At 72.0% G+C, this 22,775-nt stretch carries 23 protein-coding genes; 7 read left to right on the top strand and 16 right to left on the bottom strand.

Translation table 11 applies throughout. The annotated features are described in order from the left end of the window. The first annotated feature begins 77 nt into the window (after positions 1-77). Positions 78-356 carry a GNAT family N-acetyltransferase gene (locus tag ACFQ3T_RS14685; RefSeq protein ID WP_380723804.1) on the top strand — a complete coding sequence of 93 codons (279 nt, stop codon included), beginning with the start codon at positions 78-80 and terminating at the stop codon, positions 354-356. Between the two features lie 9 nt (positions 357-365). Continuing rightward, a complete protein-coding gene (locus ACFQ3T_RS14680) occupies positions 366-1,400 on the top strand; it encodes an MBL fold metallo-hydrolase (RefSeq protein ID WP_380723803.1) in 1,035 nt (344 codons plus the stop codon). On the opposite strand, the gene ACFQ3T_RS14675 is transcribed toward ACFQ3T_RS14680, so the two are convergent. The 3 genes from ACFQ3T_RS14675 to ACFQ3T_RS14665 are packed head-to-tail and all read right to left on the bottom strand — an operon-like array spanning position 1,397 to position 4,514. Continuing rightward, positions 1,397-1,837 carry a response regulator gene (locus tag ACFQ3T_RS14675; protein ID WP_380723802.1) on the bottom strand — a complete coding sequence of 147 codons (441 nt, stop codon included), beginning with the start codon at positions 1,835-1,837 and terminating at the stop codon, positions 1,397-1,399. The two genes, ACFQ3T_RS14680 and ACFQ3T_RS14675, sit on opposite strands and share 4 nt — an antisense overlap. Further along, entirely contained in the window at positions 1,834-3,324 is a 1,491-nt protein-coding gene (locus ACFQ3T_RS14670) for a sensor histidine kinase (protein ID WP_380723801.1), read from the bottom strand. The genes ACFQ3T_RS14675 and ACFQ3T_RS14670 overlap by 4 nt, the downstream gene beginning before the upstream one ends. Next, complete coding sequence (locus ACFQ3T_RS14665; RefSeq protein WP_380723800.1) at positions 3,324-4,514, bottom strand: PP2C family protein-serine/threonine phosphatase; 1,191 nt, start codon at positions 4,512-4,514, stop codon at positions 3,324-3,326. Before ACFQ3T_RS14665 ends, ACFQ3T_RS14670 begins: the two co-directional genes overlap by 1 nt. Positions 4,515-4,591: 77 nt before the next feature. Here ACFQ3T_RS14665 and ACFQ3T_RS14660 point away from each other — a divergent pair, with 77 nt between their 5' ends. After that, positions 4,592-5,350 carry a lysophospholipid acyltransferase family protein gene (locus ACFQ3T_RS14660; protein WP_380723799.1) on the top strand — a complete coding sequence of 253 codons (759 nt, stop codon included), beginning with the start codon at positions 4,592-4,594 and terminating at the stop codon, positions 5,348-5,350. On the opposite strand, the gene ACFQ3T_RS14655 is transcribed toward ACFQ3T_RS14660, so the two are convergent. The 7 genes from ACFQ3T_RS14655 to ACFQ3T_RS14625 all read right to left on the bottom strand — a co-directional run bounded on the left by ACFQ3T_RS14655 (position 5,351) and on the right by ACFQ3T_RS14625 (position 12,081). Continuing rightward, on the bottom strand, positions 5,351-5,818 hold the full coding sequence (locus ACFQ3T_RS14655) for a YkvA family protein (RefSeq protein ID WP_380723798.1): 468 nt from the start codon (positions 5,816-5,818) through the stop codon (positions 5,351-5,353). A gap of 162 nt (positions 5,819-5,980) precedes the next feature. Then, entirely contained in the window at positions 5,981-6,703 is a 723-nt protein-coding gene (locus ACFQ3T_RS14650; RefSeq protein WP_380723797.1) for a D-Ala-D-Ala carboxypeptidase family metallohydrolase, read from the bottom strand. A 119-nt stretch (positions 6,704-6,822) separates the two neighbouring features. Next, positions 6,823-8,049, bottom strand: a complete 1,227-nt coding sequence (locus tag ACFQ3T_RS14645; protein ID WP_380723796.1) for a family 2 glycosyl transferase — start codon at positions 8,047-8,049, stop codon at positions 6,823-6,825. 54 nt (positions 8,050-8,103) lie between these two features. Further along, a complete protein-coding gene (locus tag ACFQ3T_RS14640) occupies positions 8,104-9,732 on the bottom strand; it encodes an NAD(P)/FAD-dependent oxidoreductase (RefSeq protein ID WP_380723795.1) in 1,629 nt (542 codons plus the stop codon). Then, positions 9,729-10,568: a ferredoxin gene (locus ACFQ3T_RS14635; protein ID WP_380723794.1), complete on the bottom strand. Its 840-nt coding sequence runs from the start codon at positions 10,566-10,568 to the stop codon at positions 9,729-9,731. Before ACFQ3T_RS14635 ends, ACFQ3T_RS14640 begins: the two co-directional genes overlap by 4 nt. Positions 10,569-10,737: 169 nt before the next feature. Continuing rightward, positions 10,738-11,490 carry a DUF4142 domain-containing protein gene (locus ACFQ3T_RS14630; protein WP_380723793.1) on the bottom strand — a complete coding sequence of 251 codons (753 nt, stop codon included), beginning with the start codon at positions 11,488-11,490 and terminating at the stop codon, positions 10,738-10,740. Positions 11,491-11,502: 12 nt separating this feature from the next. Then, complete coding sequence (locus tag ACFQ3T_RS14625) at positions 11,503-12,081, bottom strand: hypothetical protein (protein WP_380723792.1); 579 nt, start codon at positions 12,079-12,081, stop codon at positions 11,503-11,505. A 177-nt stretch (positions 12,082-12,258) separates the two neighbouring features. Here ACFQ3T_RS14625 and ACFQ3T_RS14620 point away from each other — a divergent pair, with 177 nt between their 5' ends. From ACFQ3T_RS14620 to ACFQ3T_RS14610, 3 genes are read left to right on the top strand one after another with little or no spacing between them, the layout of a single operon-like run. Continuing rightward, complete coding sequence (locus ACFQ3T_RS14620; RefSeq protein ID WP_380723791.1) at positions 12,259-12,822, top strand: sigma-70 family RNA polymerase sigma factor; 564 nt, start codon at positions 12,259-12,261, stop codon at positions 12,820-12,822. A 4-nt stretch (positions 12,823-12,826) separates the two neighbouring features. Continuing rightward, positions 12,827-13,561, top strand: coding sequence for an anti-sigma factor family protein (locus ACFQ3T_RS14615; RefSeq protein WP_380723790.1), 735 nt, complete (start codon positions 12,827-12,829; stop codon positions 13,559-13,561). A 42-nt stretch (positions 13,562-13,603) separates the two neighbouring features. Further along, positions 13,604-14,533, top strand: a complete 930-nt coding sequence (locus ACFQ3T_RS14610; protein WP_380723789.1) for an NAD(P)-dependent oxidoreductase — start codon at positions 13,604-13,606, stop codon at positions 14,531-14,533. Here the strand turns inward: ACFQ3T_RS14610 and ACFQ3T_RS14605 are convergent. The 6 genes from ACFQ3T_RS14605 to bdeA all read right to left on the bottom strand — a co-directional run bounded on the left by ACFQ3T_RS14605 (position 14,486) and on the right by bdeA (position 21,849). Next, entirely contained in the window at positions 14,486-14,830 is a 345-nt protein-coding gene (locus tag ACFQ3T_RS14605; RefSeq protein ID WP_380723788.1) for a DUF742 domain-containing protein, read from the bottom strand. The two genes, ACFQ3T_RS14610 and ACFQ3T_RS14605, sit on opposite strands and share 48 nt — an antisense overlap. A 493-nt stretch (positions 14,831-15,323) precedes the next feature. Further along, positions 15,324-16,244 (bottom strand): 4-hydroxy-3-methylbut-2-enyl diphosphate reductase, encoded by a 921-nt coding sequence (ispH, locus tag ACFQ3T_RS14600; protein WP_380723813.1) that lies wholly within the window; start codon positions 16,242-16,244, stop codon positions 15,324-15,326. A 345-nt stretch (positions 16,245-16,589) separates the two neighbouring features. Next, positions 16,590-17,630, bottom strand: a complete 1,041-nt coding sequence (locus tag ACFQ3T_RS14595; RefSeq protein WP_380723787.1) for a family 2 encapsulin nanocompartment cargo protein polyprenyl transferase — start codon at positions 17,628-17,630, stop codon at positions 16,590-16,592. A gap of 86 nt (positions 17,631-17,716) precedes the next feature. Beyond that, complete coding sequence (locus ACFQ3T_RS14590) at positions 17,717-19,126, bottom strand: family 2B encapsulin nanocompartment shell protein (RefSeq protein WP_380723786.1); 1,410 nt, start codon at positions 19,124-19,126, stop codon at positions 17,717-17,719. Positions 19,127-19,153: 27 nt separating this feature from the next. Beyond that, positions 19,154-20,560 carry a family 2B encapsulin nanocompartment shell protein gene (locus ACFQ3T_RS14585; protein WP_380723785.1) on the bottom strand — a complete coding sequence of 469 codons (1,407 nt, stop codon included), beginning with the start codon at positions 20,558-20,560 and terminating at the stop codon, positions 19,154-19,156. 425 nt (positions 20,561-20,985) lie between these two features. After that, positions 20,986-21,849 (bottom strand): bis(hydroxyethyl) terephthalate hydrolase, encoded by an 864-nt coding sequence (gene bdeA, locus ACFQ3T_RS14580; RefSeq protein ID WP_380723784.1) that lies wholly within the window; start codon positions 21,847-21,849, stop codon positions 20,986-20,988. Between the two features lie 169 nt (positions 21,850-22,018). On the opposite strand from bdeA, the gene ACFQ3T_RS14575 reads away from it, so the two are divergent. Further along, positions 22,019-22,775: ATP-binding protein (locus ACFQ3T_RS14575; protein WP_380723783.1), on the top strand; the 757-nt coding region annotated here is incomplete at its 3' end.

Below are 22,775 nucleotides of genomic sequence, written 5' to 3'. Positions count from 1 at the left end.
AATCTTGCACCGCGCGACTACCGTGGCACGCGCACGCCTCGGGCCGGAGTTCGGCCCACGTCCCGACAGGAGCCGCCGTGACCGACGTGTCCGTGTCCGACAACCCGGACGAGTCCCGCTTCGAAGTGCGCCTCGACGGCGAGCTGGGCGGCTTCGCCGAGTACGTGCTGGCCGGCGACGTGGTGACGTTCACCCACACCGAGGTCGCGATCGAGGGCAAGGGCCTGGGCAGCAAGCTCGTCAGGCACGCGCTGGAGGACGTCAAGGCGCGCGGGCTGGCGGTCGTGCCGCAGTGCCCGTTCGTGCGCGCCTACCTGGAGAAGCACCCCGAGCTGGCCGAGGTTACCGGCAAGTAGTATCCGGGGATGGAGTGGACCGAACCCGGAGTCTTCGAGGTCGCGCCCGGTGTCAACCGGATCCCGCTGCCCCTGCCCAACGACGGCCTGCACACCGTCAACGCCTACGCGCTCGACGACGGCGACGGCCTGGTCCTGATCGACTCGGGCTGGGCGCTCGCGGACGGCGAGGCGGCGCTGGAAGCGGCGCTCGGCGCCCTGGGGCACGGGTTCGAGGACGTGCGCCGGTTCCTGGTCACCCACATCCACCGCGACCACTACACGCTGGCCGTGGCCCTGCGCCGCCGGTTCGGCACCAAGGTCGCGCTCGGCGCGGGGGAGCAGCCGTCGCTGGCCAAGGTCATCGCCCGCACCCGCGACGGCCAGGTCCGCAACCTCGCCGCCTGGGGCGCGCCGCACCTGGCCGAGCGGTGGCGGACGGTCGTCGCGGCCGTCGGCGAGGACGAGCTGCGCGACTACGAGGAGCCCGACGAGTGGCTGGACGGGTCCGACCTGGTGCTGGAGAAGCGCACGCTGCGCGTCCTGCCCACGCCCGGCCACACCCGCGGCCACGTGGTGTTCGTGGACGTCGACTCGTCGCTGCTGTTCGCGGGCGACCACGTGCTGCCGCACATCACCCCGTCGATCGGCTTCGAACCGGCCCGGCCCGCGCTGCCGCTCGGCGACTACCTCGACTCGCTGCGCCTCGTCCGCGACTTCCCGGACCTGCGCCTGCTGCCCGCGCACGGGCCCGTCACCGAGTCCAGCCACGCCAGGGTGGACGAACTGCTGGCCCACCACGAGGACCGGCTGGCGGCCACGCTGGACGCCGTCCGGGCCGGCGCCGGCACCGCGTTCGAGACCGCCCGCGCCCTCGGCTGGACGCGGCGCAACCGGGCGTTCGCCGAGCTCGACCTGTTCAACCAGGTGCTGGCCACCGCCGAGACCGCCGCGCACCTCGACGTCCTGGTGCACCGCGGCCTGCTCACGACGGGCGACGCCGGCGGCGTGACCGTCTACTCGGTCCCCGCCGGGGAGCGCCGGCCGGGGACCGGTGAGGGCTAGCGGGGCAGCTTGACCACGGTGACGAAGAAGTCGTCGATCTGCCGCACGACCTCGATGAACCGGTCGAAGTCGACCGGCTTGGTGACGTACGCGTTGGCGTGCAGGTTGTAGCTGCGCAGGATGTCCTCCTCCGCCTCCGACGTGGTCAGCACCACCACGGGGATCGGGCGCAGCGTCTCGTCCGCCTTGATCTCGGCCAGCACCTCGCGGCCGTCCATCTTCGGCAGGTTCAGGTCCAGCAGGATCAGGCCCGGCCGGGGCGCGTCCTCGTACTGGCCCTCGCGGCGCAGGAACTCCAGCGCCTCGACGCCGTCGCGCACCACGTGGAGCTGGTTGCGGATCTTGTGGTGCTCGAACGCCTCCTGCGTCATGAGCGCGTCGCCGGGGTCGTCTTCCACCAGCAGGACGTCGATCACGGTCAACGGGTTGCTGCTCATTGCTCGTCGTCCTCTACTGCCGGCAACGTGAACTTGAAGGTGGTGCCGGTGTCCTGGCTGGTGTCCAACCAGATCGTGCCACCGTGGTACTCGATGATCTTCCGGCACATGGCCAGCCCGATGCCGGTCCCGGGGTAGTCGTCCTTGTGGTGCAGGCGCTGGAAGATCACGAAGATGCGCTCAGCGTACTCGGTGTCGATGCCGATGCCGTTGTCACTCACCGAGAAGGTCCAGAAATCCCCGGTCCGCTCCACCTCGACGCGCACGACGGGCGGATCCTCGCCGTGGAACTTCAGCGCGTTGCTGATGAGGTTGCCGAACACGCCACCCAGCAGCGACGCCTCGCCGCGCACCGTCGGCAGGTCCGCCACCTCGACCATCGCGTTGGTGCGCTCGATGACCTCGGAGTAGTTGTCCAGCACGTCCGCGACCAGCTCGTCGCAGTCCACCAACGTCTGCTCGCGGGTCATCCGGCCGACCCGCGAGAACGCCAGCAGGTCGTTGATCAGCACCTGCATCCGCTTGGCGCCGTCCACCGCGAACTTGAGGTACTGCTCGCCGCGCTCGTCCAGCTCGCCGGAGTACCGCCGTTCGAGCAGCTGGCAGAAGCTCGCCACCTTCCGCAGCGGCTCCTGGAGGTCGTGCGAGGCGACGTACGCGAACTGCTCCAGCTCCGAGTTGGACCGCCGCAGCTCCTCCAGGTCGGAGAGGATGCGCACCCGCATGGCCTCGACGTCGTCGCCGAGCATCACGGTCTCCCGCGGGCCGCCCGCCTCGACCGGGTGCGCGTAGTCGCCCGACGACACCTGCCGCACGTCCTCGGCCAACCCGCTCAGCGGCGCGATCACGATCCGGTACAGCACCACGGCCACCGCGGCGATGCTGAACACCAGCAGCACGCCGAGGCCGACGAGCAGCCACAGCACCTCGCTCGCCGCGTCGTCGAGCTGCCGCCGCGAGTCGGTCGCCTCGGCGTTCAGCTTGTCGCCCAGCACGTCGGTCGCGTCGCGGACCCGGTCGAACAGCTCCTTGCCGCGCTCGGCGTCGGCCAGCGCGGTCTGCGGCACGCCGGACGCCCGCACCCGCGCCACCAGCGGGTCGGCGTAGCCCTCGCGCCACTCGGCCGCCAGCCGCTCCACCTCACGCAGGTCGCGCACCAGGTCCGGCCGCACCGGCTCCAGCACCGTCCGGACCCGGTCGACGGCGTCGTGCTCGGCCTGCTGCCCGTCGGTGTAGGGGGTGAGGAAGTTCGGGTTGGCGGTGAGCACGTACCCGCGCACGCCGCTCTCCTGGCTGCGCAACGCGGTGTCGAGTTCCAGCACCTTGACCTGGGCAGGCGAGATCTGGTCCAGCAGCTGCACCCGCGCGGACGTGAGGTTCGTCAAGGCCCACGCGAGCCCGCCGATCGCCCCCGCGCACAGCAGGATCAGGATCGAGACGGCGGCGGCCAGCAGCCTGCTCGCCGGCCAGCCGGTGCGATAGCGCATCAGTCGCGGTCCGAGATCAGCAGCACGGCCATGTCGTCGTCCAGCTCCCCGCCGTTGAGTTCCTTCACCTTGCTGATCACGCTGTCCAGCAGCGTCGCGGGCTTGCGCGCCCAGTCCGGGCGGCTCGCGGTGATCTCGCCGATCAGGTCGATCAACCGCTCCGAGCCCAACCGCTCGGGGTCGCCCTGGACCCGCCCCTCGACCAGCCCGTCCGTGTACAGCAGCATCGACCAGCCCTGCGGCAGCGGCACGTCGAGGCCGCTCCACGTGCTCTCCGGCAGCACGCCCAGCGGCAGGCCCGCCCGGTCCCGGGGCAGCTCCACCACCCGGTCGCCGACCAGGAGCATCGGCTCGGGGTGCCCGGCAAGGTACACCCGCGCCCAGCGGCGGTCCGGCGAGATCGTGACCATGCACGCCGTGGTGAACAGGCCCGGCTGGTGCCGCTCGTGCTGGAGGATCTCGTGCAGCGTGCGCAGCACCCGGGACGGCTCCTGGCCCGCCAGCACCAGCGCCCGCCACGCGATGCGCAGGAACACGCCGATCGCCGCCTCGTCCGGGCCGTGCCCGCACACGTCGCCGATCAGCAGCTGCAGCGTGCCGTCCGGGGTGCGGACCACGTCGTAGAAGTCGCCGCCGAGCAGCATCCGGCTCCCGCCGGGGCGGTAGCGGACCTCCCAGCCGATGTCCTCGCCGTGCATGATCGGCGACGGCAGCAGGCCGCGTTCGAGCCGGGTCTTCTCCGACGCCAGCAGTTGCTCGTCGCGCAGCTGGCGCTGGGTCTCCTCGGCGTGCTTGCGGCCGACCGCGTACCGGATGCTCCGGGCCAGCCCGACACCGTCCACCTGGCCCTTGACCAGGTAGTCCTCCGCGCCGGCGGCGACCGCGCGGGTGCCCTGGTGCTCGTCGTTGAGGCCGGTGAGGACGATGATCGCGACGGGCGCGGGGTGGGCGAGCAGCCTGGTCAGGCCGTCCAGCCCGGTGGTGTCCGGCAGGCCGAGGTCCAGCAGCACGCAGTCCGCCGCCTGCAGCAGCCGTTCGGCTTCCCGGAGGGTCCGCGCCCGGTGCAGGGCGACGTCCGCCTCCACCTCCTCCAGGAGGGCTTCGACCAGCACGGCGTCGCCCTCGTCGTCTTCGACGAGGAGCACGTTGATCCGGTCCGCCGCGGTCCGCGGTGCGGGAAGCCCTGCCACGGGGGAGGAGATTAGTCGAACGCGATCAGACCGGGGTGACGGTGGTGCGGTGGGTCGCGGGAACCGGGCCGGCGGGCATGACCGAAGATCCGGGGGTGACGTTCTCCCAGATGGTGGCGCTGACGCCCCGCCTGCCCCGCCGGGGCCGCGGTTTCTGGTACTCCGTGGCCATCGACCTGCTGTGGCCGCTGGTGGTGCTGTTCGTGCGGATGCGGATGGCCGGTCGCACGAACATCCCAGGTCAGGGGGCCGTGCTGCTGGCGTCCAACCACCTGTCGTTCGCCGACCCGGTGACGTTGACGGCGTTCGCGCTCGCCTCCGGCCGGGTGCCGCGGTACCTGGCGAAGGCGAGCCTGTGGAAGGCGCCGGTCATCGGGTGGGTGATGGCGTCGGGCCGGCACATCCCCGTCGACCGCGGCACCGCGCGGGCCGGTCAGGCGTTGGACAGCGCGCGCGCCTCGCTGGAGGCGGGCGAGTGCGTGATCGTCTACCCCGAGGGCACGTTCACCAGCGACCCCGACGGCTGGCCGATGCGCGGCAAGAACGGCGTGGCGCGGCTGGCGCTGACCACCCGCACCCCGGTCGTGCCGGTGGCCCAGTGGGGCACGCGCGAGCTGCTGCCGCCGGGGAAGTTCCTGCCGCGGCCGTGGCGGAAGGTGAGCGTCGTGGCGGGCGCGGAGGTGGACCTGTCCGACCTGTACGGGCTGGAGCCGACCAAGCCCGTGCTGGACGAGGCGACGGCGCGGATCATGGCCGCCGTCACCACGCTGCTGACGGGCGTCCGCGAGCTGCCGCACCCGGACGGCGGCGACCAGGCGTTGGCCGGCGGGGCGTGATCAGGCCTCGGGCCGGCGGGCCGTGCCCTGCGCCGAGCGCTCCCGCTCCCACCGCAGGTACTGGCCGGCGACCGTGGACACGCTGGTGAGCAGCCACACCGCGACGCCCGCGTCGTCCGTCACACCGATGATCGGCAGCAGTTCCGGCAGCACGTCGATCGGCGAGACGAGGTAGACGAGCGCGAAGCCCCAGGTGGCCATCGTGCTGGTGGGCAGCCCGTACGCCTTGCGCTCGCGCAGCAGCCGGGGCAGCGCCTTGGCGCGGTCCACCACGTTGCCGACGGGGCGGGGCTCGCCTGTCCGCTCCCACCGGCGTCGGCGGCGCACCACCCACAGCACCGCGGCGGCCACCCCCAGCGCGATCAGGGCGGAGCCGACGACCGCGGGCGGCAGCCCGATCACGGCGTCGTCGCGCAACACCAGGGTGCCGAGACCCAGGACGACCAGGACGATGCCGAAGAAGAGCACGTCGTCATGGTAGTGGCGGCGAGCGGTCCGTGCGGGTGGAGCGCACGCCGGGCCGGCCCTCGCGGTGGCCCGGCACGCCGCCGGCCCGCACCCGGGGTTCAGGGGGGTGCGGGCCGGCGGTCGTGATCAGGTCTGGCTTCGCGGAGGAGGTGGCGCGGTCGGTCAGATGCCGCAGGCGGAAGCTGACCAGAAGCGGCTGCTCCGGTGGTCGACGTGGGTGTGGTCGCCGTGGCCGGGGTAGCCCGGGCCGAGGATGCCGTTGAACCCGTGGTTGCGGGCCTGCTGCGCCATCCGGCACAGCGAGTGCACGCCGGCGCCGAGGTCGACGCCGTCGCCGTACAGGTGCCGCGAGTCGGACGCGCCGCCGACCGCGTTGTTGCACGCGATGCTGCGGAACCCGCTGGTGACCCGGATGGCCTGGTCACCGAGCGCGTGCCGCATGGCCTGCAACTTCCACATCGAGACCAGGGCGTTGAACTTCGCCGTGGCCGCCGACACCCGGCCTCCCGACCAGTCGGAGTTGCAGTTGTTCAGCTCCGCGTACGAGAAGTTGATCGGCGTGCAGTCGTCGTCCTGGAGCGCGTAGAGCTTGGAGTACGTGCCGCTGCCGGCCACGCCGTCCGCCGCCAGGCCGTAGGCCTGCTGGAAGCGGATGAGCGCCGACCGCGTCGCGGGGCCGAACTGGCCGTCGAGGCCCAGCACGGCGCCGTAGCCGGGGTAGCCGGACAGCCGCACCTGGAGCTGCCGGACGTCCTCTCCGGACGCGCCCTGGGAGAGGGTTCGGTTCCAGGTGTAGCAGCCGTCGGCTTGCGCCGTTCCGCCGCCCGTCACGAGCACCACGGCGACGAGTGCGAGCGAAGCGAGGTAGGAGACTAGTCGGAGCACAGGGACCTCCAGACCGGGTTGGGGATGGTCAGGAGCCTGTCGGAGACGAAAACTTGCGTCAATCTGTCGCAAGTGTCCGAATATTTCACACACCGCGAACAGTTTGTTAACGAATGGCGTCACACGGTGACGCGGCCCGCGGGCGAGGCGTCGTTGAACCGCGCCCAGTGCCGCACGTCGAACGCGTCCGGGCCGGTCAGCGCGCCGCCCAGCGTGATCCGCCGGTCCCGCACCGCCCGCACGGTCAGCGCCGCCTGCCGGTCCAGCAACTCGTCGACCTCGCCGTCCCGAAGCCCGTCGATCTCCTCCCAGAACGTCAGCACCCGGTTCACGTACAACGCCACGAGGTGGTCCCGTGCCGCCTCGAACCGGCCCCCGGCCACCGCCGCCACGGCGTCGGCCAGGATGTCCGGCCACGCGTCCGTCGTCACCCGCAGGCCCCACGGCGCGGACGGCGTCGAAGCCGCGGCCGGGAACAGCCCGCGGACGTCGTCGCCGTGCGCGTCGAGGTACCGCGACACCGACTCCGACACCCTGGCCACCACGGCCGGGTCCTGGCGCACCGCCGCGCCGTCCACCGCCGCACGTGCCTTCGGGGGCGCGAAGCCGGGCGACCGCACGCCGTCGGTCCGCAGCACGACGTGGAACAAGGAGTCCAGCACCTGCTGCGGCAGCCGCAGGATCTTCGGGAACGGCGAGTTGTGCAGCTTGCGCCCCAGCGGGACCTCCACCACGCGCAGGCGCTCGCGCAGGGCGTTCGCGGTCAGCCACACGTCGATGCCGTACAGGTGCGCGCTGTCGGGGCGCGGCCACGAGCGGGCGCGTTCCAGGAAGGCGCGGTTGAACGCGAACTCGCCGCCGATCGGCTGCTGGACGTGCACCCCGAACACCGCCGCCAGCAGCGGGCTGGCCAGGTGGTTCGTCGTGTTCGCCTCGAACCGGTTCCGCCGGTACGCGGGCACGGCGACGGTCGGCCGGGAGCAGTCCACCGCGTCGGCCAGCGCCGGTATCCAGCCCGGTTCGCCCGACCGCACGTCGGCGTCGAGCAGCAGCAGCCGGTCCGCGTCCAGGTCGAGGGCGCGATCGACGATGGCGAACACGTTCGTGCCCTTGCCGGTGCCCTCGCCGCCGGAGCTGACCACCACCTTCCGGGAGCGCAGCGGCGTCTCGGCGAACCGCCGCACGGTGTCGTCGGTGCTGCCGTTCTCGGCCAGCACGACGACGTTCGTCCCGCCGGGGCACGCGAGGTGCAGGCCGGCGTCGGCGGCCTGGGCCACCGCGCCGACCGTGCCCGCCTCGTCGCGGGCGGGTATCCCGACGACGGTGACTCGACTCCGGTTCGCCATGAGACCGAATGCTTGGTGTCCCGGGTTACGACAACACGGCGTTGGCGTAACAGATCACCTCGGTCTTGCCCTCGGGCCGGACCGGGCGAGCGCCCGGGTCTGCGCCCGCGACCGCACGACCGGCGCGTGCGAGGGCGGGATCGGCAAGGGCTGGGACTCCTGCTGCTGTCGCGGCACGCGTGCCCCTGCCACCGGGGCCTCGGCCGGTTCGCCCGGCGTCGAGCGAGCCGTGAAGTCCTGATCAGCCGGAACGCCCTGCCCGGCGCGAGCCCACGTGTCGGCCGGAACGCGCTGGTCGCCGGCCCGCGCTCCGGACCGGCCGACCTGGTCGGCGGGAGCCCACGCGCCGCCCGGGACGAGGCGGTCGGCTCTGGCGCGCCGCCCGGCGGAAGCGGCCGGCTCGCCGTGGTGCTCGGCAGCGTTGTGCTCGGCCCCACGGTGCTCGGTCCCCTCGTGTTCGGCGGCGTGGCGCTGGGGTGTGGGGCGGGGGCCGAAGGCGGTCACGCGGTTCTGACGCCACAGCTCGGTCGACAGCTTGATCATCGCGGTCGGCGCGTCCAGCCCCACCATCCCGACCAGCCTGCCGTCGTCGATGAACCCCGTGATGGTCCGGTGGTCCTTCCGCGACCCGGCCAGCGTGGTCGTGTCCTTGCCCATCGCGGGCACGCCGGAACCCTGGACGCGCATCCCGTACTGCTCGGTCCAGAACCGGGGGACGGGGGTGAACGGCCGCGCTCCCTCTCTGCCCGCCAGCAGGTTCTCCGCGGCCGCCCGCCCCATCTCCACCGCGTTGAGCCAGTGCTCGACCCGACGCGGCTGCCCGCCGAACCGGAGGTTCGGCCACCGCGCGACGTCACCCGCGGCCACGATGTCGGACCCGCCGACCACGTGGCACGTGGGGTCGCACAGCACGCCGTCCTCCAGCACCAGACCCGACCCGCGCAGCCAGGCGACCGACGGCGAGGCGCCCACCGCGATCACCACGACCGCGGCGAAGAACACCTGCCCGTCCGACAGGTGGATCGCCACCCCGCCCGCCTGGCGCACCCAGTGCCGGATCTTCACGCCCATCGCCATCCGGACACCGCGCGCCCGGTGCGCCTCGGTGACGGTGTCGGCGATGGTGCGGCCCACCGCGTTGCCCAGCAACGTGGGCGACCGGCTCACGACGGCCACGTCCCGGCCCATCGTCTTCACCGACGCGGCCATCTCGCACCCGATCAGGCCTCCGCCGACGACCACGACCAACCCCTGCGTCGAGTTGATCGCCCGCTTGATCGCGATCGCGTCGTCCACGGTCCGCAGCACGTGGATGCGCGGGTCCTGGCGCGGCGCGCCCACGAGGTGCCGCGGCTCCACGCCGGTCGCGATGATCAGCCCGTCGTACCTCAGCTCCTCGCCGCCGGGCAGGCCGACGACGTGCCGGTCCGGCTCCAGGTGCGTCGCCGCCGTGCCGAGCCGCCACACCGCGTCCAGCTCGCGGCTGATGGTCAGCCGCAGGTCGGACGCGACCAGCTCGCCGTTGACGGCCTCCTTGGACAGCGCCGGCCGGTGGTACGGCAGGTGCCGTTCCGCGCCGACGATGACGATCTCGCCGCGGAAGCCCAGTTCCCGCAGCCGCTCGCCGGCGCGCAGGCCGGCCAGCCCGCCGCCCGCGATGACCACCCGCTCCTCGTTCTTCACCGGACACGCTCCCGCAGCTCGATCGCGCGCATCGGACAGGCGCGCGCGGCGGCCCGCGCCTGGGCGAACTGCTCGGGCGGCGGCCTGCGCTCGTACCGCAGGCGCTCGTCGTCGACCAGCTGGAACAGCCCCGGCGCCTCGGCCTGGCAGATGCCGTAGCGGTGGCAGCGCTCGTTGTCGACGCTGACGTCCAACGCGCTGCCGCCCGCGCCGTCCGGCTCCGGCTCGAAGCCCGGCTCCGGCTCCAGCAGGCCGAGCTTCACCAGCACGTCCGGCGGCAGGAAGCGGGCGACCGCGATGGTCGCGGTCGGGACGAGGATGGTGAGGCCGGCCAGCCACAGCACGGCCAGGTTGCCGTTCGCGACCGCCCCGAGCCACGAGTGCGCCACCGCGACGGCGACCGCGACGTACGCGAGCTGGTGCAGCCGCAACCACTTGCGGTAGTAGACCTTCTTGCGCAGCCCCGCGGTGATCGCGACGGCGAGCATGAGTTCCAGCCCCACGATGCCGAGCGCGTGCCGGAACAGGCCGCCGCCCGCGAACGGCACCAGGAGCTGGAGGTGCGAGAAAGCGTCGAGCCGCAACAGCGTGAACGTCAAGGCGTGCAAGGAGCCGAACGCCAGGGCGAGCGTCGCCAGCACCATGTGGCTGTTGCGCAACCCCTGCCTGCCGGAGATCCTGTTGGCCCAGCCGGTCGCGATCAGCACGCCCCAGCACAGGGTGGCGCACGTGGTCGCGTAGGCCAGGCGCGCCGAGACCTGCGCGACGTGGCGCACTCCGGCGTCGTGGTCGCCGCCGGTCGCCTGGGCGATCAGCAGCGGGACCTGGGTGAGCACTGGTCTTTACCTCCGAGGTGGCGGGAGAGAACTCGCAGGTGGTGGAGGGGCGACCCGCCCGTCCGGCCGCGCAGGAGTGGGTCACGGCCGGACGGGCGGGTCAAGGGGTGTGGAAGGTCCTCCGCGATGGGAGTAGCCGCGGTGTCGGTTCGTCCGGCACCACCTCCTCTCACTTGACGGCGCCGCGTGGCCGCAGCAGGCGCAGGATCCCGATCGTCACCACCGCGCCTGCCAGGCACAGGAGGAGGACGGCGAGGAGACCGGGTCCGTCCGCGGGCAGCCGTGCGGCGGCGCGCACCGGGTCGCCGCCCACCGCGTTCGCCGGCGCCGCGCCCGCGGCGACCGGTTTGGACAGACCTCGGTCGGTGACCATGTTGGTGCTCTCCAACAAGGTCATGTGCTTCAGCACGATCTGGTTGCACACCTGGGCGAACTGCCGGATGGCCTCGTTGCGGGTCGTCGCCCGCACGGTGCCGATCACGGGGAAGATCGAGCCGTGCGCGGCGCGCAGCCGGTTGGCGAACGAGTCGTCGAAAGCCGCTCCGGTGCGCGACCGCATCTCCGCCATCCACGACTGCTGGTCGGCGTTGGCCTCGTCCGGCAGGGCGACGCCCATCTGCGACGCGAGCCGCACCACCCGCTCGTCGAGGAACGTGTGGTCGCTCGCCAGCTGCGCGCCGACCTCCTTGACCCTGGTGCTCGCCGCGCGGGTCTGCGCCTCCTCTCCCATGGGCATCTCCCACAGGCCCGCGAGCCGCACCTTGACCAGCAAGTCCTTGTCCAGGGCGGTGATCGGGCCCAGCGGCGTCTGCTCCACCGGGCCGGGGTTCGCCGGGTCGTCGGCGAGCGCGACACCGGGCAGCACGGACAGGAGCAGCAGCTGCAGGGCCAGCACGGCCGCCGCGAAACGCTTGGCTGACATGGGTTTCTCGTCCTAGTAGCCGTCGTCGGTGGACGGTTCGCCGGGCGCCGCGCCGTCGTCGGCCTGCGCCTTCCTGCCCTCGGGGGTCACCGCGAACCACGTGCCGCCCTTGCCCTGCCCGGTCAGGTCGCCCGCCTTCTTGTCGCCCGCGTACCGGTACAGCGGCCAGCCCGCGAGCGTGACCTGCTTCCCTCCGTCCGCCCGCGACACCGAGCCGACCAGCGTCGGGTCCACGCCGGACGTCATGGTGTGCTCGCCGACGAGCACCGGCGGCCACGTCGTCGCGCACTCACCGTCGCAAGTGGACCTGGGTGGTTTCGCCGTGTCCTTGTCGTAGCGGTACAGGGCGAATCCGCCCGCGTCCGCGACGAACCACCCGACCTGCCTCGACCCGGTCGCCGAGAGCATCTGGTGCGGCTCCTTGCCGAATTCCGGGTTCTGCTGGAGAGTCGTCGAACCGGGACCGCCGTCCACCGCCCCGCCCTGGCCGCCCGCGGTGTCAACGCCGGTCGCGCCACACGCGCTGACCAGCAGCAACGCCGCGGCTGCCGGAACGAGCGACAACGCCTTCCGGGAACGTCGACTGCGCATCGTTGGTCCTTCCTCCTGCGGGCGGGTCCGCCGAAGGGACCAGTGGACCGGGGAACGGGGTCCACGCCTTCGAAGCGGATACCGGGAAGTACGGACACGATGCGGTGACGGTTCACGAACAAATCAACGACTTTTTTGCGGCCAAACCCTCGACGCGGAACCCGCCGGCGCGCTTGGATGCTCGGCGTGGCGCGGCACAGACGCAGCACTTCCCCCCGAAGAGATCACGGTTGGCCGGACCTGAGCCTGGAAGACGAGCTGATCCGCAGGCTCTACCAGGAGTTCGGCAGCGCGCTGCTCGGACATGCCATGAGGCTGACCGGCAGCGACCGGCAGTGGGCCGAGGACATCGTCCAGGAGACGCTCGTGCGGGCCTGGCGCAACGCCGAGAAGCTGGAGCGGGACCCGGTCCTGCTGCGCTCCTGGCTGTTCACCGTGGCCCGGCGGCTCGTCATCGACGACCGTCGCAAGCGGAGCGTCCGACCGCAGGAGTCGGAGTTGACCCCGTCCGACGAGGCGCCGCAGCGGGATGAGGCGGACCGCACGCTCGCCGCCATCGTGGTGGCCGAGGCGATGAACGGACTGACCGAGGAACACCGGGAGGCTATTCTCGAGACGTACTTGAGGGATCGGACCGTCGGCGAAGCCGCGGCGGTGCTCGGGGTGCCGCCGGGCACGGTGAAGTCCAGGGTGTACTACGCGCTCCGCGCCCTGCGGCGCGCGTTGCAGGATCGGGGCTGAACAGGTGACTTCGCTGCCGAACCACGTCGACGTGGCGGCGTACGTCCTCGGTGTCCTCGACGAGGACGAGGTCGACGCGTTCGAGAACCACCTCGCCCAGTGCCGCCGATGCGCGCTCGACCTCCGCGACTTCGCCGAACTGCCCGACCTGCTCGACGAGGCCGACGCGAACGGCATGCTGCGCGCCAACACGGGGGAGCGGCCCGACGGCCGTTCGGTGCGCGCGATGCTCGACTCCGTCTCGGAGGCCCGGGCGCGCAAGCGCCGCACCGTGGCGCTGCTCGCTGCCGCCGCCGCCGCGGTGCTCGTCGCCCTGACCGCCGTCGTGACGGTGAACGCCGCCGCACCGTCCGACCCGGTGGCCTCGCCGGCGTCCACGTCGTCGCTGCCGGAGCGGTCCAACGTCGCCAACGGCTCACCGGACGGCTCCGGCGCCGTCGCCCGCACCGACCCCGCGACCGGCGTCAACGCCCGGCTCACGGCCACCCCCGAGCCGTGGGGCACGTCGGTGGAGGTCGCGGTGAAGGGCGTCAAGGGGCCCACCCGCTGCGAGCTGCTGGCCAAGTCCCGGACCGGCGAGACGATGGTGATCGGCTCCTGGCTGGTGACGGGGTCGAGCCCGGACAGGGAGCCGGTGACGCTGCGGGCGTCAGTGGGCCTGCGCTGGCACGAGATCTCCGAGTTCACCGTGCGCGACACCGAGGAAGGCGCGACCCTCGTCCGCCTGCCCACCTCCTGATCTTCCCGGCGGGCGGGCGCACTACCGTTGCGGGCAACCGTCGTGCCGTTCAAGGAGGTCGTGGTGGAGGTCGGTTTCATCGGGCTCGGCATCATGGGTCAGCCGATGGCGCTCAACCTGGCGCGGTCCGGCACGCCGCTCGTGGTGTGGAACCGCTCGCCGCACCGGTGCGAGCCGCTGCGGGAGGCCGGCGCGCGGGTCGCGGCGTCGGCCGAGGACGTGTTCGCCGCCGCCGACGTGGTGATCCTCATGCTCGCGAACCAGGGCGCGATCGACGCCGTCCTCGGCCGCGGCACGGACCGGTTCGCGCTCAACGTCGCCGGCCGCACCGTCGTGCACATGGGCACGACCTCGCCGGAGTTCTCGCACGCCCTGGGCGTCGACGTCCGGGCCGCGGGCGGCGACTACGTGGAGGCGCCCGTCTCGGGCTCGCGCGGTCCGGCCGAGGCGGGGGAGCTGGTCGCCATGCTCGCCGGCGACGCCGAGGCCGTGGACCGGGTCCGCGACGTGATCGCGCCGATGTGCGCGGACGTCGTCGTGTGCGGCGCGACGCCCGGCGCCCTGTTGATGAAGCTCGCCGTGAACCTGTTCCTGATCACCATGACCACCGGCCTGGCCGAGGCGTTCCACTTCGCCGAGCGGCACGGCCTGGACCGGCGGACCCTGGTCGACGTGCTGGACGCCGGGCCGATGGCGAGCAAGGTGTCCCGCGCCAAGGCCGCGAAGCTCCTCGCCGACGACTTCGACGCGCAGGCCGCGGCGCGGGACGTGCTGATGAACAACCACCTGATCGCCGGTGCGGCGAGGGCCGCCGGGATCGCCTCACCGCTGCTGGACGTGTGCCGGGCGCTGTTCGCGCGCACCGTCGAACTCGGGCACGGCGGCGAGGACATGGCGGCCGTGCTGCACGCGATCAGGGAACGCTCAGATGTGGCGCAGCCCGACGAGGACGCGTTCCATCAACTCCAGTGACGGCCTTCCCCGGTCGTCCACCGCTTCGTCCTCGTGCACGTTGATCAGGCTCATGTCCGACATGTCCGCCAACAGCACGCGCACCACTCCGAGCGGCAATCGCAACGTCGCCGCGACTTCCGCGACGGAATGCGGATTGCGGCACAGGTCGCTGATGATGCGGTGTTCCGCGGTCGACGTCAGGGCGTCTCTCGCCGCCCTTTCGTTCGTCGTCACGATCGTCTCGATGGCCAGCGTCGTCGCGGAACGCGTACGGCCGCCGGTTCTGGTGTAGGGGCGCACCCGGAGGGTCGACACACCAGCTCCTCAAAGCGGTCGGCGTAGATCTGGGTCGTACGGGTCAGGGGTGGCTGACGCCGCTAGACCCTAGGGGGCCTCACCCCTCCTGTCTCGGTTTTCCCGCCATGTGGGACGGCTTGCGTGTCGTGGCGACGGTCTGTGTCCGCCCGCTTCCGGGCGGTGCACGACCGGGCGCGCAGGCATCGGATGATCGGTCCGCTCACCGTCCGTTCGCCCGTTGTTCGCCTTCCGGATCGCCTGGGACAGGTCGCCCCAGGCGTCCGCCGGGGATCTACCCGATGGGTGTGGGATTAGCGATCACGCTTACCTCGCAGAACACGTGGGAGATTCGAGGTGTTCTGGCGGTGAGCTCACCACCGAGTGGCTTGTGGCCGGAACCGACGCTAGTGAGAAGTGAAGCGCTCTCACAACGGTTGTTGACCAAGGTTTGAGGTTCGCGATTTCCCGCGCACCGCAACGGAAACGTCCGGACGGCGATTCCCGGTGGTGATCAGCGCGCCCGGACGGCGGCGGGAAGGGTGAAGTGGATCGTCTCCCTGGTCGTCTCGCGGACCTGCACGTCCCACGCGCCCAACGCCTCGATCACCTCGTCCACGAGGTGCGGCGGCGCGGACGCCCCCGCGCTCACCCCGACGATCCGCGCGCCGTCCAGCCACTCCGGGCGGATGCCCGACACGTCGTCGATCAGGTGCGCCGGCGTGCCGATCCGGCGCGCCAGCTCCACCAGCCGCACCGAGTTGGACGAGTTGGCCGACCCGACCACCAGCACCAGGTCCGAGTCGTTCGCGACCTCCCGCACCGCGTCCTGCCGGTTCGTCGTGGCGTAGCAGATGTCCGCCGCCGACGGCCCCCTCAACGCCGGGAACCGCGCCCGCAACGCGGCCAGCACCTCGGTCGTCTCGTCCACCGCGAGCGTCGTCTGCGTCAGGTAGGACACCCGCGACGGGTCCGGCACCTCCAGCGCCGCCACGTCCGCGACGCTCTCCACCAGCACGATCCGGTCCGGCGCCTCGCCCAGCGTGCCGTCGACCTCCTCGTGCCCGGCGTGCCCGATCAGCACCACCGTGTCGCCCCGGGCCACGTACCTCTTCGCCTCCGCGTGCACCTTGGTCACCAGCGGGCACGTCGCGTCCACCACGTCCAGCCCGCGCCGCGCGGCCTCCTCCCGCACCGCGGGCGACACGCCGTGCGCCGAGAACACCACCGTGGCGCCGTCCGGCACCGCGTCCAGCTCGTCCACGAACACCGCGCCCCGAGCCTCCAACGCCGCCACCACGTGCGTGTTGTGGACGATCTGCTTGCGCACGTAAACCGGGCCGCCGCGCTGTTCGAGGAGGCGGTCGACGATGTCGATCGCCCGCTCCACCCCCGCGCAGAACGACCGCGGCGACGCCAACAGCACCACCGGCAGGACTGTTGTGAATTGCGCTGTGTTGGATGGCGCCGCCTCCGGCGTCGCGGGCTCGGTCGCCTGGAAGTCGGTCGTTCGCGCCTGATTTTCCGGCGATCGAAGGGCGTGATCGCCGGAAAATGAGTCGCGAACGACCGACGCGACCTCGCGTGGTGGGTGCGGTGTGGGCATCGGTGGCTCCAGGTGGCGCGAGGTCGGGGTGGGTGCGAGGTGGGTGTGGACGCGGGCGGGCGGAGCGTTGGGCGGAGTGGCGTGGAGGCGGGTCGGGCCGGTGAGGGTGGGGCGTTGGGCGGGTGGGGCGGTGAGGCGGAGTGGGTGAGGTGGAGTGGGTGAGGTGGAGTGGGGTTAGTGGTCTCGGCGGGTGGCTAGGCGGGCTACCGCGTCCAGTTCGCCGGCTGCGCGGTCGGTCGGTTCGGCCGCTCGCAGGTGGGCCCGTGCGCCGGTCAGGAGGTCGTCCGCGCGGCCCTGGCTCCACGCCCTCGCGCCCGACACCTCGATCAACTCCGCCGCGCGGGCCAGTTCGGGGTCGGTGAGCCGGCGGTCTGCGTGGTAGAGCGCGTCGAGTTCTCGGGCGGCCGGTGTGCCGGACGTCAGCGCGGCCACCACGGGCAGCGACTTCTTGCGGTTGCGCAGGTCCGAGTACACCGGCTTGCCGGTCACCTCCGGGTCGCCCCAGATGCCGAGCAGGTCGTCCACGAACTGGAACGCCAACCCGACCTGCTCGCCGAACGACCGCAGGTGCTCCACCTGCTCGTCCCGGCCGCCGCCGAACAACGCGCCCAACGCGCACGACGCGCCGAGCAGCGACCCCGTCTTGCACTCCGCCATCCGCACGCACTCCGCCAGCGGCACGTCCGCGCGCTCCTCGAACGCCAGGTCCGCGCTCTGCCCGTCCAGCAGCCGCTGCACCGCGCCGGACAGCACCCGGATCGCCTGCTGCGCCTGGGCGTTCCCGCTGCCCGCGACCACGTCCAGCGCCGACGTCAGCAGCGCGTCGCCGGCGAGGATCGCCGCGTTCACGCCGAACACGTGCCACGCGGTCGGCCGGTGCCGCCGGGTCTTGTCGCCGTCCATCACGTCGTCGTGCAGCAACGAGAAGTTGTGCACCAGCTCCACCGCCACGGCGGCCGGCAGCGCGGCGTCGACCTCGCCGCCCACCGCCTGCGCCCCCAGCAGCACGAGCGCGGGCCGGATCGCCTTGCCGGGGTCCGCGCCGGTCGGACTGCCGTGCTCGTCCCACCACCCGAAGTGGTACCCGGCGATCACCCGCATCGACTCGGGCAGCCGGTCCACCGCCGTCCGCAGCGCCCGGTCCACCTCGGCACGGCTCCAGCTCAGCACCTCGCGCGCGGACCGGTGCGCGACGGTCACGTCCAGGTCGGTCATGGCCACACTTCCTCTAGGGGGGACGGCGGGCGCGGTGGACGGGCAGCCGGACGGCGGTGGCCCGGCTGCCGTCGACCTCCCGGGGGTCAGGACCGACCGATCTCCACGTGCTCCAGGATGCCGAGCGCGTCGGGCACGAGCACCGCCACCGAGTAGTAGGCGCTGACGAGGTAGGACGCGATCGCCTTGTCGTTGATGCCCATGAACCGGGCGTTCAGGCTCGGCTGCACCTCGTCCGGGATGCCGGGCTGGTGCAGCCCGATCACGCCGTTGTCCTGCTCGCCGACCCGCATGGCGAGGATCGAGCTGGTGGCGTTCGGCGAGATCGGGATCTTGTCGGACGGCAGCAGCGGCACGCCGCGCCAGGTGGTGACGCGCGTGCCGTCGATGGTGTCCGTGCCGGGGTAGAGGCCGCGCTTGCTCGCCTCCCGGCCGAACGCCGCGATGGTGCGCGGGTGGGCCAGCATGAACGCGGTCTTGCGCCGACGGGACAGCAGCTCGTCCAGGTCGTCCGGCGTGGGCGGGCCGGTGCGGGTGTGGATGCGCTGCTTCAGGTCGGCGTTGTGGAGCAGGCCGATGCGGCGGTTGTTGATCATCTCGTGCTCCTGCCGCTCGCGCAGGGCCTCGATGGTCAGCCGCAACTGCTGCTCGGTCTGGTTCATCGGGTGGTTGTAGAGGTCGGCGACCCGGGTGTGCACGCGCAGGACGGTCTGCGCGACCTCCAGCTCGTACTCCCGCGGCGCCAGTTCGTAGTCCACGAACGTGGCCGGCAGGTCCGGCTTGCCCTCGTGGCCGGAGGCGATCTCGATCTCCGCCTCGCCGTGCTTGTTCTGCGGCTTGCGGGTGGCGCGCACGGCGGCCTCGATGTGCGCCCGCAGCACGTCGCCCTGCCCGTTCAGCTCGCGCACCGACCGCCACGGCAGCACCAGGGCGATCACCGGGGTCACCGCCTTGACGGTGAACTCCCACTCGGTCTCGCCGCCGACGAGCACCTCGTCGCCGAAGTGGTCGCCGTCGGCGAGGGTGTCGAGCACGGTCTGGTCGCCGTACTCGCCGCGGCCGATCTTGTTCACCTTGCCGTGGGCGATGAGGAAGACCTCCTCGGCCCGGCCGCCCGCCTCGACCACCACGTCGCCGGGCCCGAACTCGCGCTGCACGAACCGGTTCGCGAGCGCGTTCAGCACGTCGTCGTCCGGGAAGTCGCGCAGCACGGCCAGTTCCCGCAGCTCCTGCGGGATGACGCGGATGTCGGCGCCGGTGCTGGTGAAGCTCACGCGGCCGTCGCCGAGCGCGTAGTTGAGACGTCGGTTGACCCGGTAGGTGCCCGCCTGGGTGGTCACCCACGGCAGCTTGCGCAGCAGCCAGCGCGGCGAGATGCCCTGCATCTGCGGGGTGGACTTGGTGGTGCTGGCCAGGTTCCGCGCGCCGGCGGTGCTGAGGCTCTGCCGCTGGTGCTCGGTCTCGTCGGGGACGAGACCGGGGTCGGTCACGGTCACTTCAGGTGCCCAATCTGGTCGCGGGTACTAGTCTTCACGGCCGATTTCGACGTGCTCGAGCACGCCGACGGCGTCCGGGACGAGGATCGCGGCGGAGTAGTAGGCGCTGACGAGGTAGGAGATGATCGCCTTCTCGTCGATGCCCATGAACCGCACCGACAGGCCGGGCTGGTACTCGTCGGGCAGACCCGTCTGGTGCAGGCCGATGACGCCCTGGTTCTGCTCGCCCGCGCGCAGCAGCAGGATCGAGCTCGTGCGGGTCTTGCTGACCCCGATCTTGTTGCACGGCAGGATCGGCACGCCGCGCCACGCGGGCACGTGGTGGCCGTTCAGGTCGACCGTGGACGGGTAGATGCCGCGCTTGTTGCACTCGCGGCCGATCGCCGCGATCACCCGCGGGTGGGCCAGGAATGCCGTCGGCTCCTTCCACACCGTGGCCAGCAGGTCGTCCAGGTCGTCCGGGGTCGGCGGGCCGGAACGGGTGTGGATGCGCTGCTTCAGGTCGGCGCTGTGCAGGAGGCCGAAATCGCGGTTGTTCACCATTTCGTGTTCCTGGCGCTCGCGCAGCGCCTCGATGGTGAGCCGCAACTGCTGCTCGACCTGGTCCATCGGCTGGTTGTAGAGGTCGGCGACGCGGCTGTGCACGCGCAGCACGGTCTGCGCGACGCTGAGTTCGAGTTCGCGCGGCGCGAGCTCGTAGTCCACGAACGTGGCCGGCAGGTCCGGCTCACCCTCGTGGCCGGAGGCGATCTCGATCTCCGCCTCGCCGTAGGCGTTGGCCCGGCCGCCGCCCGACGCGAACGCGCGCTGGATGTGCGCGCGCAGGGCGCCCGCCTCGCCGTTGAGCTGTTCGAAGACGTCCCACGGGAGGACGAGCGCGATCACCGGGGTGACCGCCTTGAAGGTGCACTCCCACTCGCCCTGCGGGCCGGCCAGCACCTGGCCGCCGAAGTGCTCCCCGTCGGCCAGCGTGCCGAGGACGGTCTGGTCGCCGTACTCGCCGCGGCCGATCATGTTGACCTTGCCGTGCGCGATGAGGAAGACCGTGTCCTGCGGGCGGCCCGCCTCGACGAGCACCGAGCCGGGCTCGTACTCGCGCTGCTCGAAGCGGTCCGCGAGCGCGGTCAGCGCCTCGACGTCCTCGAATCCCCGCAGCAGCGACAGCTCCCCGAGCTCCTGCGGCACGACGCGGACGTCCGCGCCGATGTTGGTGAACGTCAGCCGCCCGTCGCCGACGGCGTAGCTGAGCCTGCGGTTGACCCGGAACGCGCCGCCCTTCGCCTCGACCCAGGGCAGCACCTTGAGCAGCCACCGGGACGTGATGCCCTGCATCTGGGGCACGGACTTGGTCGTGGTCGCGAGGTTCCTCGCCGCCGCCGTGCCCAGGCTCAGCCGAGGTCGCTCGCTGTCCAAGTCCGCATCGGTCACAGTCACCGCGCACACCGCCAATCGGATTTCGTTCACTGGTCCGGAACGACGGTAGTAACTCCGAATGCGCTAAGGGAAGCGGCCGATGTGAGTACACCCCGGCGGGTCAATTCGGGTGGTGACGGGCACTCACCGTACAGATCTTCCCCGGTGCAAGTATTCAACGGGTGATCTTGGACGACATCCGTGCGGCTATTCGCGGCCGGTGCGAATCATTGACTCGACTGTCGCAGTGTTTTTCACCGGAACGTGTAATTGACGGGGGAGTGCGGTGGCGCGGACGGCTTTGAATGCGAGGTTCCGCGCAAAAGTTCACCCTTACGTGGACATGTCAACGCGGTGTCGACGGCAATGTCGGCACCGCGTTGGTCGGAACGTGGAACGGGCGTGCCGCCGTGAGCCGTCACGGCGACACGCCCGGGACCGGTGGGTCAGACGGAGTGCGGGCAGGTGTCCCGGTACTCCTCGATCAGCGTGCTGCGACCCGGCGCGGGGCACAGGAACTGCTCGTAGCGGGTGTCGTTGTCGATGAACCGCTTGAGCCACGCGATGCTGTACTTCGCGATCGTCGTGTTGGACGAGTTGGGCGCGAAGTGGTCCGCGCCGTTCAGCTCCAGGTACGCCTTGTCCAACGTGGACGGCAGCGACGTGTAGAACGGCTCGGAGTGCGACGACACGGACGCGACCGAGTCGTTCTCGGCGCCGACGACCAGGGTCGGCACCTGGACGCTGCCCCAGGTCTTGTCGGTGTGCCACGCGGTCAGCGGGATCGCCGCCTGCAGGGCGGGGCGACGCTCGGCGGCGCGCAGGGTGCCGCCACCGCCCATCGAGTGACCCATGACGCCCAGCCGGCTCGCGTCGATCCGGCTGCGCACCGAGCTGCTCTGGGTCAGGTAGTCCAGCGCGGCCAGCAGCTGCGACGCCCGGCTGTCGGGCTGGTCGTAGCGGCTGTTGGTGTCGATGGTGAACACGACGAAGCCCTGCGACGCGATGCGCGGGCCGAGCCACGCCATGCTCGACTGGCTCGCCGTGTAGCCGGGGGAGACCGCGATGGCGCCGAACGTGCCCTCGGCGGTGCTGGTCGGGTAGTAGATCGTGCCGCCGCCGAAGCCGGAGACGACGAAGGAGGACACCGTGGTGGAGGCCGTGGCGAAGGGGCCGCGGGACGCCTCGATGCTGGCCGTGGTCGGCGCGGGGCCGCGCCGGTACTCGACCTCGGCGTTCGCCGGCGTCACGCCGACCAACGACAGGGCCAGCGCGGGGATCACTGCGGGGATCAATTTGCGGAGTTGCACGTCGGTGTACACCTCGCTTGGCAGGGAACTTCGGACAGCGATGACCTTGCGCCTCCGGGTGAGCGCTCCGCATCGGTGCAACCACCGGTCCCCCGTGAAAACTAACACTGGTAGATAATTTCGGCCGCACCCCTTCCGCCGGGCCGCGACCACCGGCCAGACTGGCTGCATGCTGCGCGGACGTGAGCGGCAGCGCGTCGCCGTCGACGCGTTGCTCACCCGCGCCCGGGCCGGTCACGGCGGGGCGCTGGTGCTGCGCGGCGGCGCCGGGTCGGGCAAGTCCGCGATGCTCGACGCGGCCCGCGGGTCGCTCACCACGACCGGCCGCGAAGTGCTCCTGTGCGTGGACGACGCCCACCTGCTGGAGGACACCGACTGGCTGGTCGAGCTGGCCGCGGCCGTCGCCGACGAGCCGGTGGCCCTGCTGATCGCCACCGAGGGGGAGCCGCACGGCCTGCCGTGGGTCCGGCTCGACCCCCTCGACCACGCCGACAGCCTCCGCGTGCTGCGCGCGCTCCGCCCAGGCCTGGCGCCCGGCCTCGCCGACGACGTCGCCGACCTGGCCCGCGGCAACCCGCTCGCGCTCACCGAACTGGCCCGCGCGCTCACGTCCCAGCAGCTCGGCGGCACGGCTCCCGCGCCCGACGCGCTGCCCGAGGACAGCTCCCTGCGCGCCCGGTTCCGCGCCCGCTTCCGCGCGCTCCCCGAGCAGGCCCGCTTCGCCGTCGCGCTGAGCGTGGTGGACGACGAGGTCGACGCGGACACCCTGGCCCGCATGCCCGACCTCGACCTGGCCGCCGTGGAGGAGGCGAACGCCCTGCTCGACGGCGGGCCGCTGGTCCGCTCCACGCTGCGCACCGAGCTGCCGCTCGCCCTGCGCTACGCCGCGCACGCCGCCCTGGCCGCGGCGCTGCCGCCCGGCCCCC

The sequence above is a fragment of the Saccharothrix hoggarensis genome (genome assembly GCF_042678885.1).
Classification (GTDB): Bacteria; Actinomycetota; Actinomycetes; order Mycobacteriales; family Pseudonocardiaceae; genus Actinosynnema; species Actinosynnema hoggarensis.
The sequence above is the reverse complement of the archived record's forward strand: the minus strand, read 5'-3'. Positions and strand labels throughout refer to the sequence as shown.

Coding starts and splice junctions, on each gene's coding strand:
- ACFQ3T_RS14620 (WP_380723791.1), top strand. CDS start 12,259: ATGCTCGGCGTGGCGCGGCACAGACGCAGCACTTCCCCCCGAAGAGAT.
- ACFQ3T_RS14680 (WP_380723803.1), top strand. CDS start 366: ATGGAGTGGACCGAACCCGGAGTCTTCGAGGTCGCGCCCGGTGTCAAC.
- ACFQ3T_RS14595 (WP_380723787.1), bottom strand. CDS start 17,630: ATGACCGACCTGGACGTGACCGTCGCGCACCGGTCCGCGCGCGAGGTG.
- ACFQ3T_RS14625 (WP_380723792.1), bottom strand. CDS start 12,081: ATGCGCAGTCGACGTTCCCGGAAGGCGTTGTCGCTCGTTCCGGCAGCC.
- ACFQ3T_RS14670 (WP_380723801.1), bottom strand. CDS start 3,324: ATGCGCTATCGCACCGGCTGGCCGGCGAGCAGGCTGCTGGCCGCCGCC.
- ACFQ3T_RS14675 (WP_380723802.1), bottom strand. CDS start 1,837: ATGAGCAGCAACCCGTTGACCGTGATCGACGTCCTGCTGGTGGAAGAC.
- ACFQ3T_RS14660 (WP_380723799.1), top strand. CDS start 4,592: ATGACCGAAGATCCGGGGGTGACGTTCTCCCAGATGGTGGCGCTGACG.
- ACFQ3T_RS14630 (WP_380723793.1), bottom strand. CDS start 11,490: ATGTCAGCCAAGCGTTTCGCGGCGGCCGTGCTGGCCCTGCAGCTGCTG.
- ACFQ3T_RS14645 (WP_380723796.1), bottom strand. CDS start 8,049: ATGGCGAACCGGAGTCGAGTCACCGTCGTCGGGATACCCGCCCGCGAC.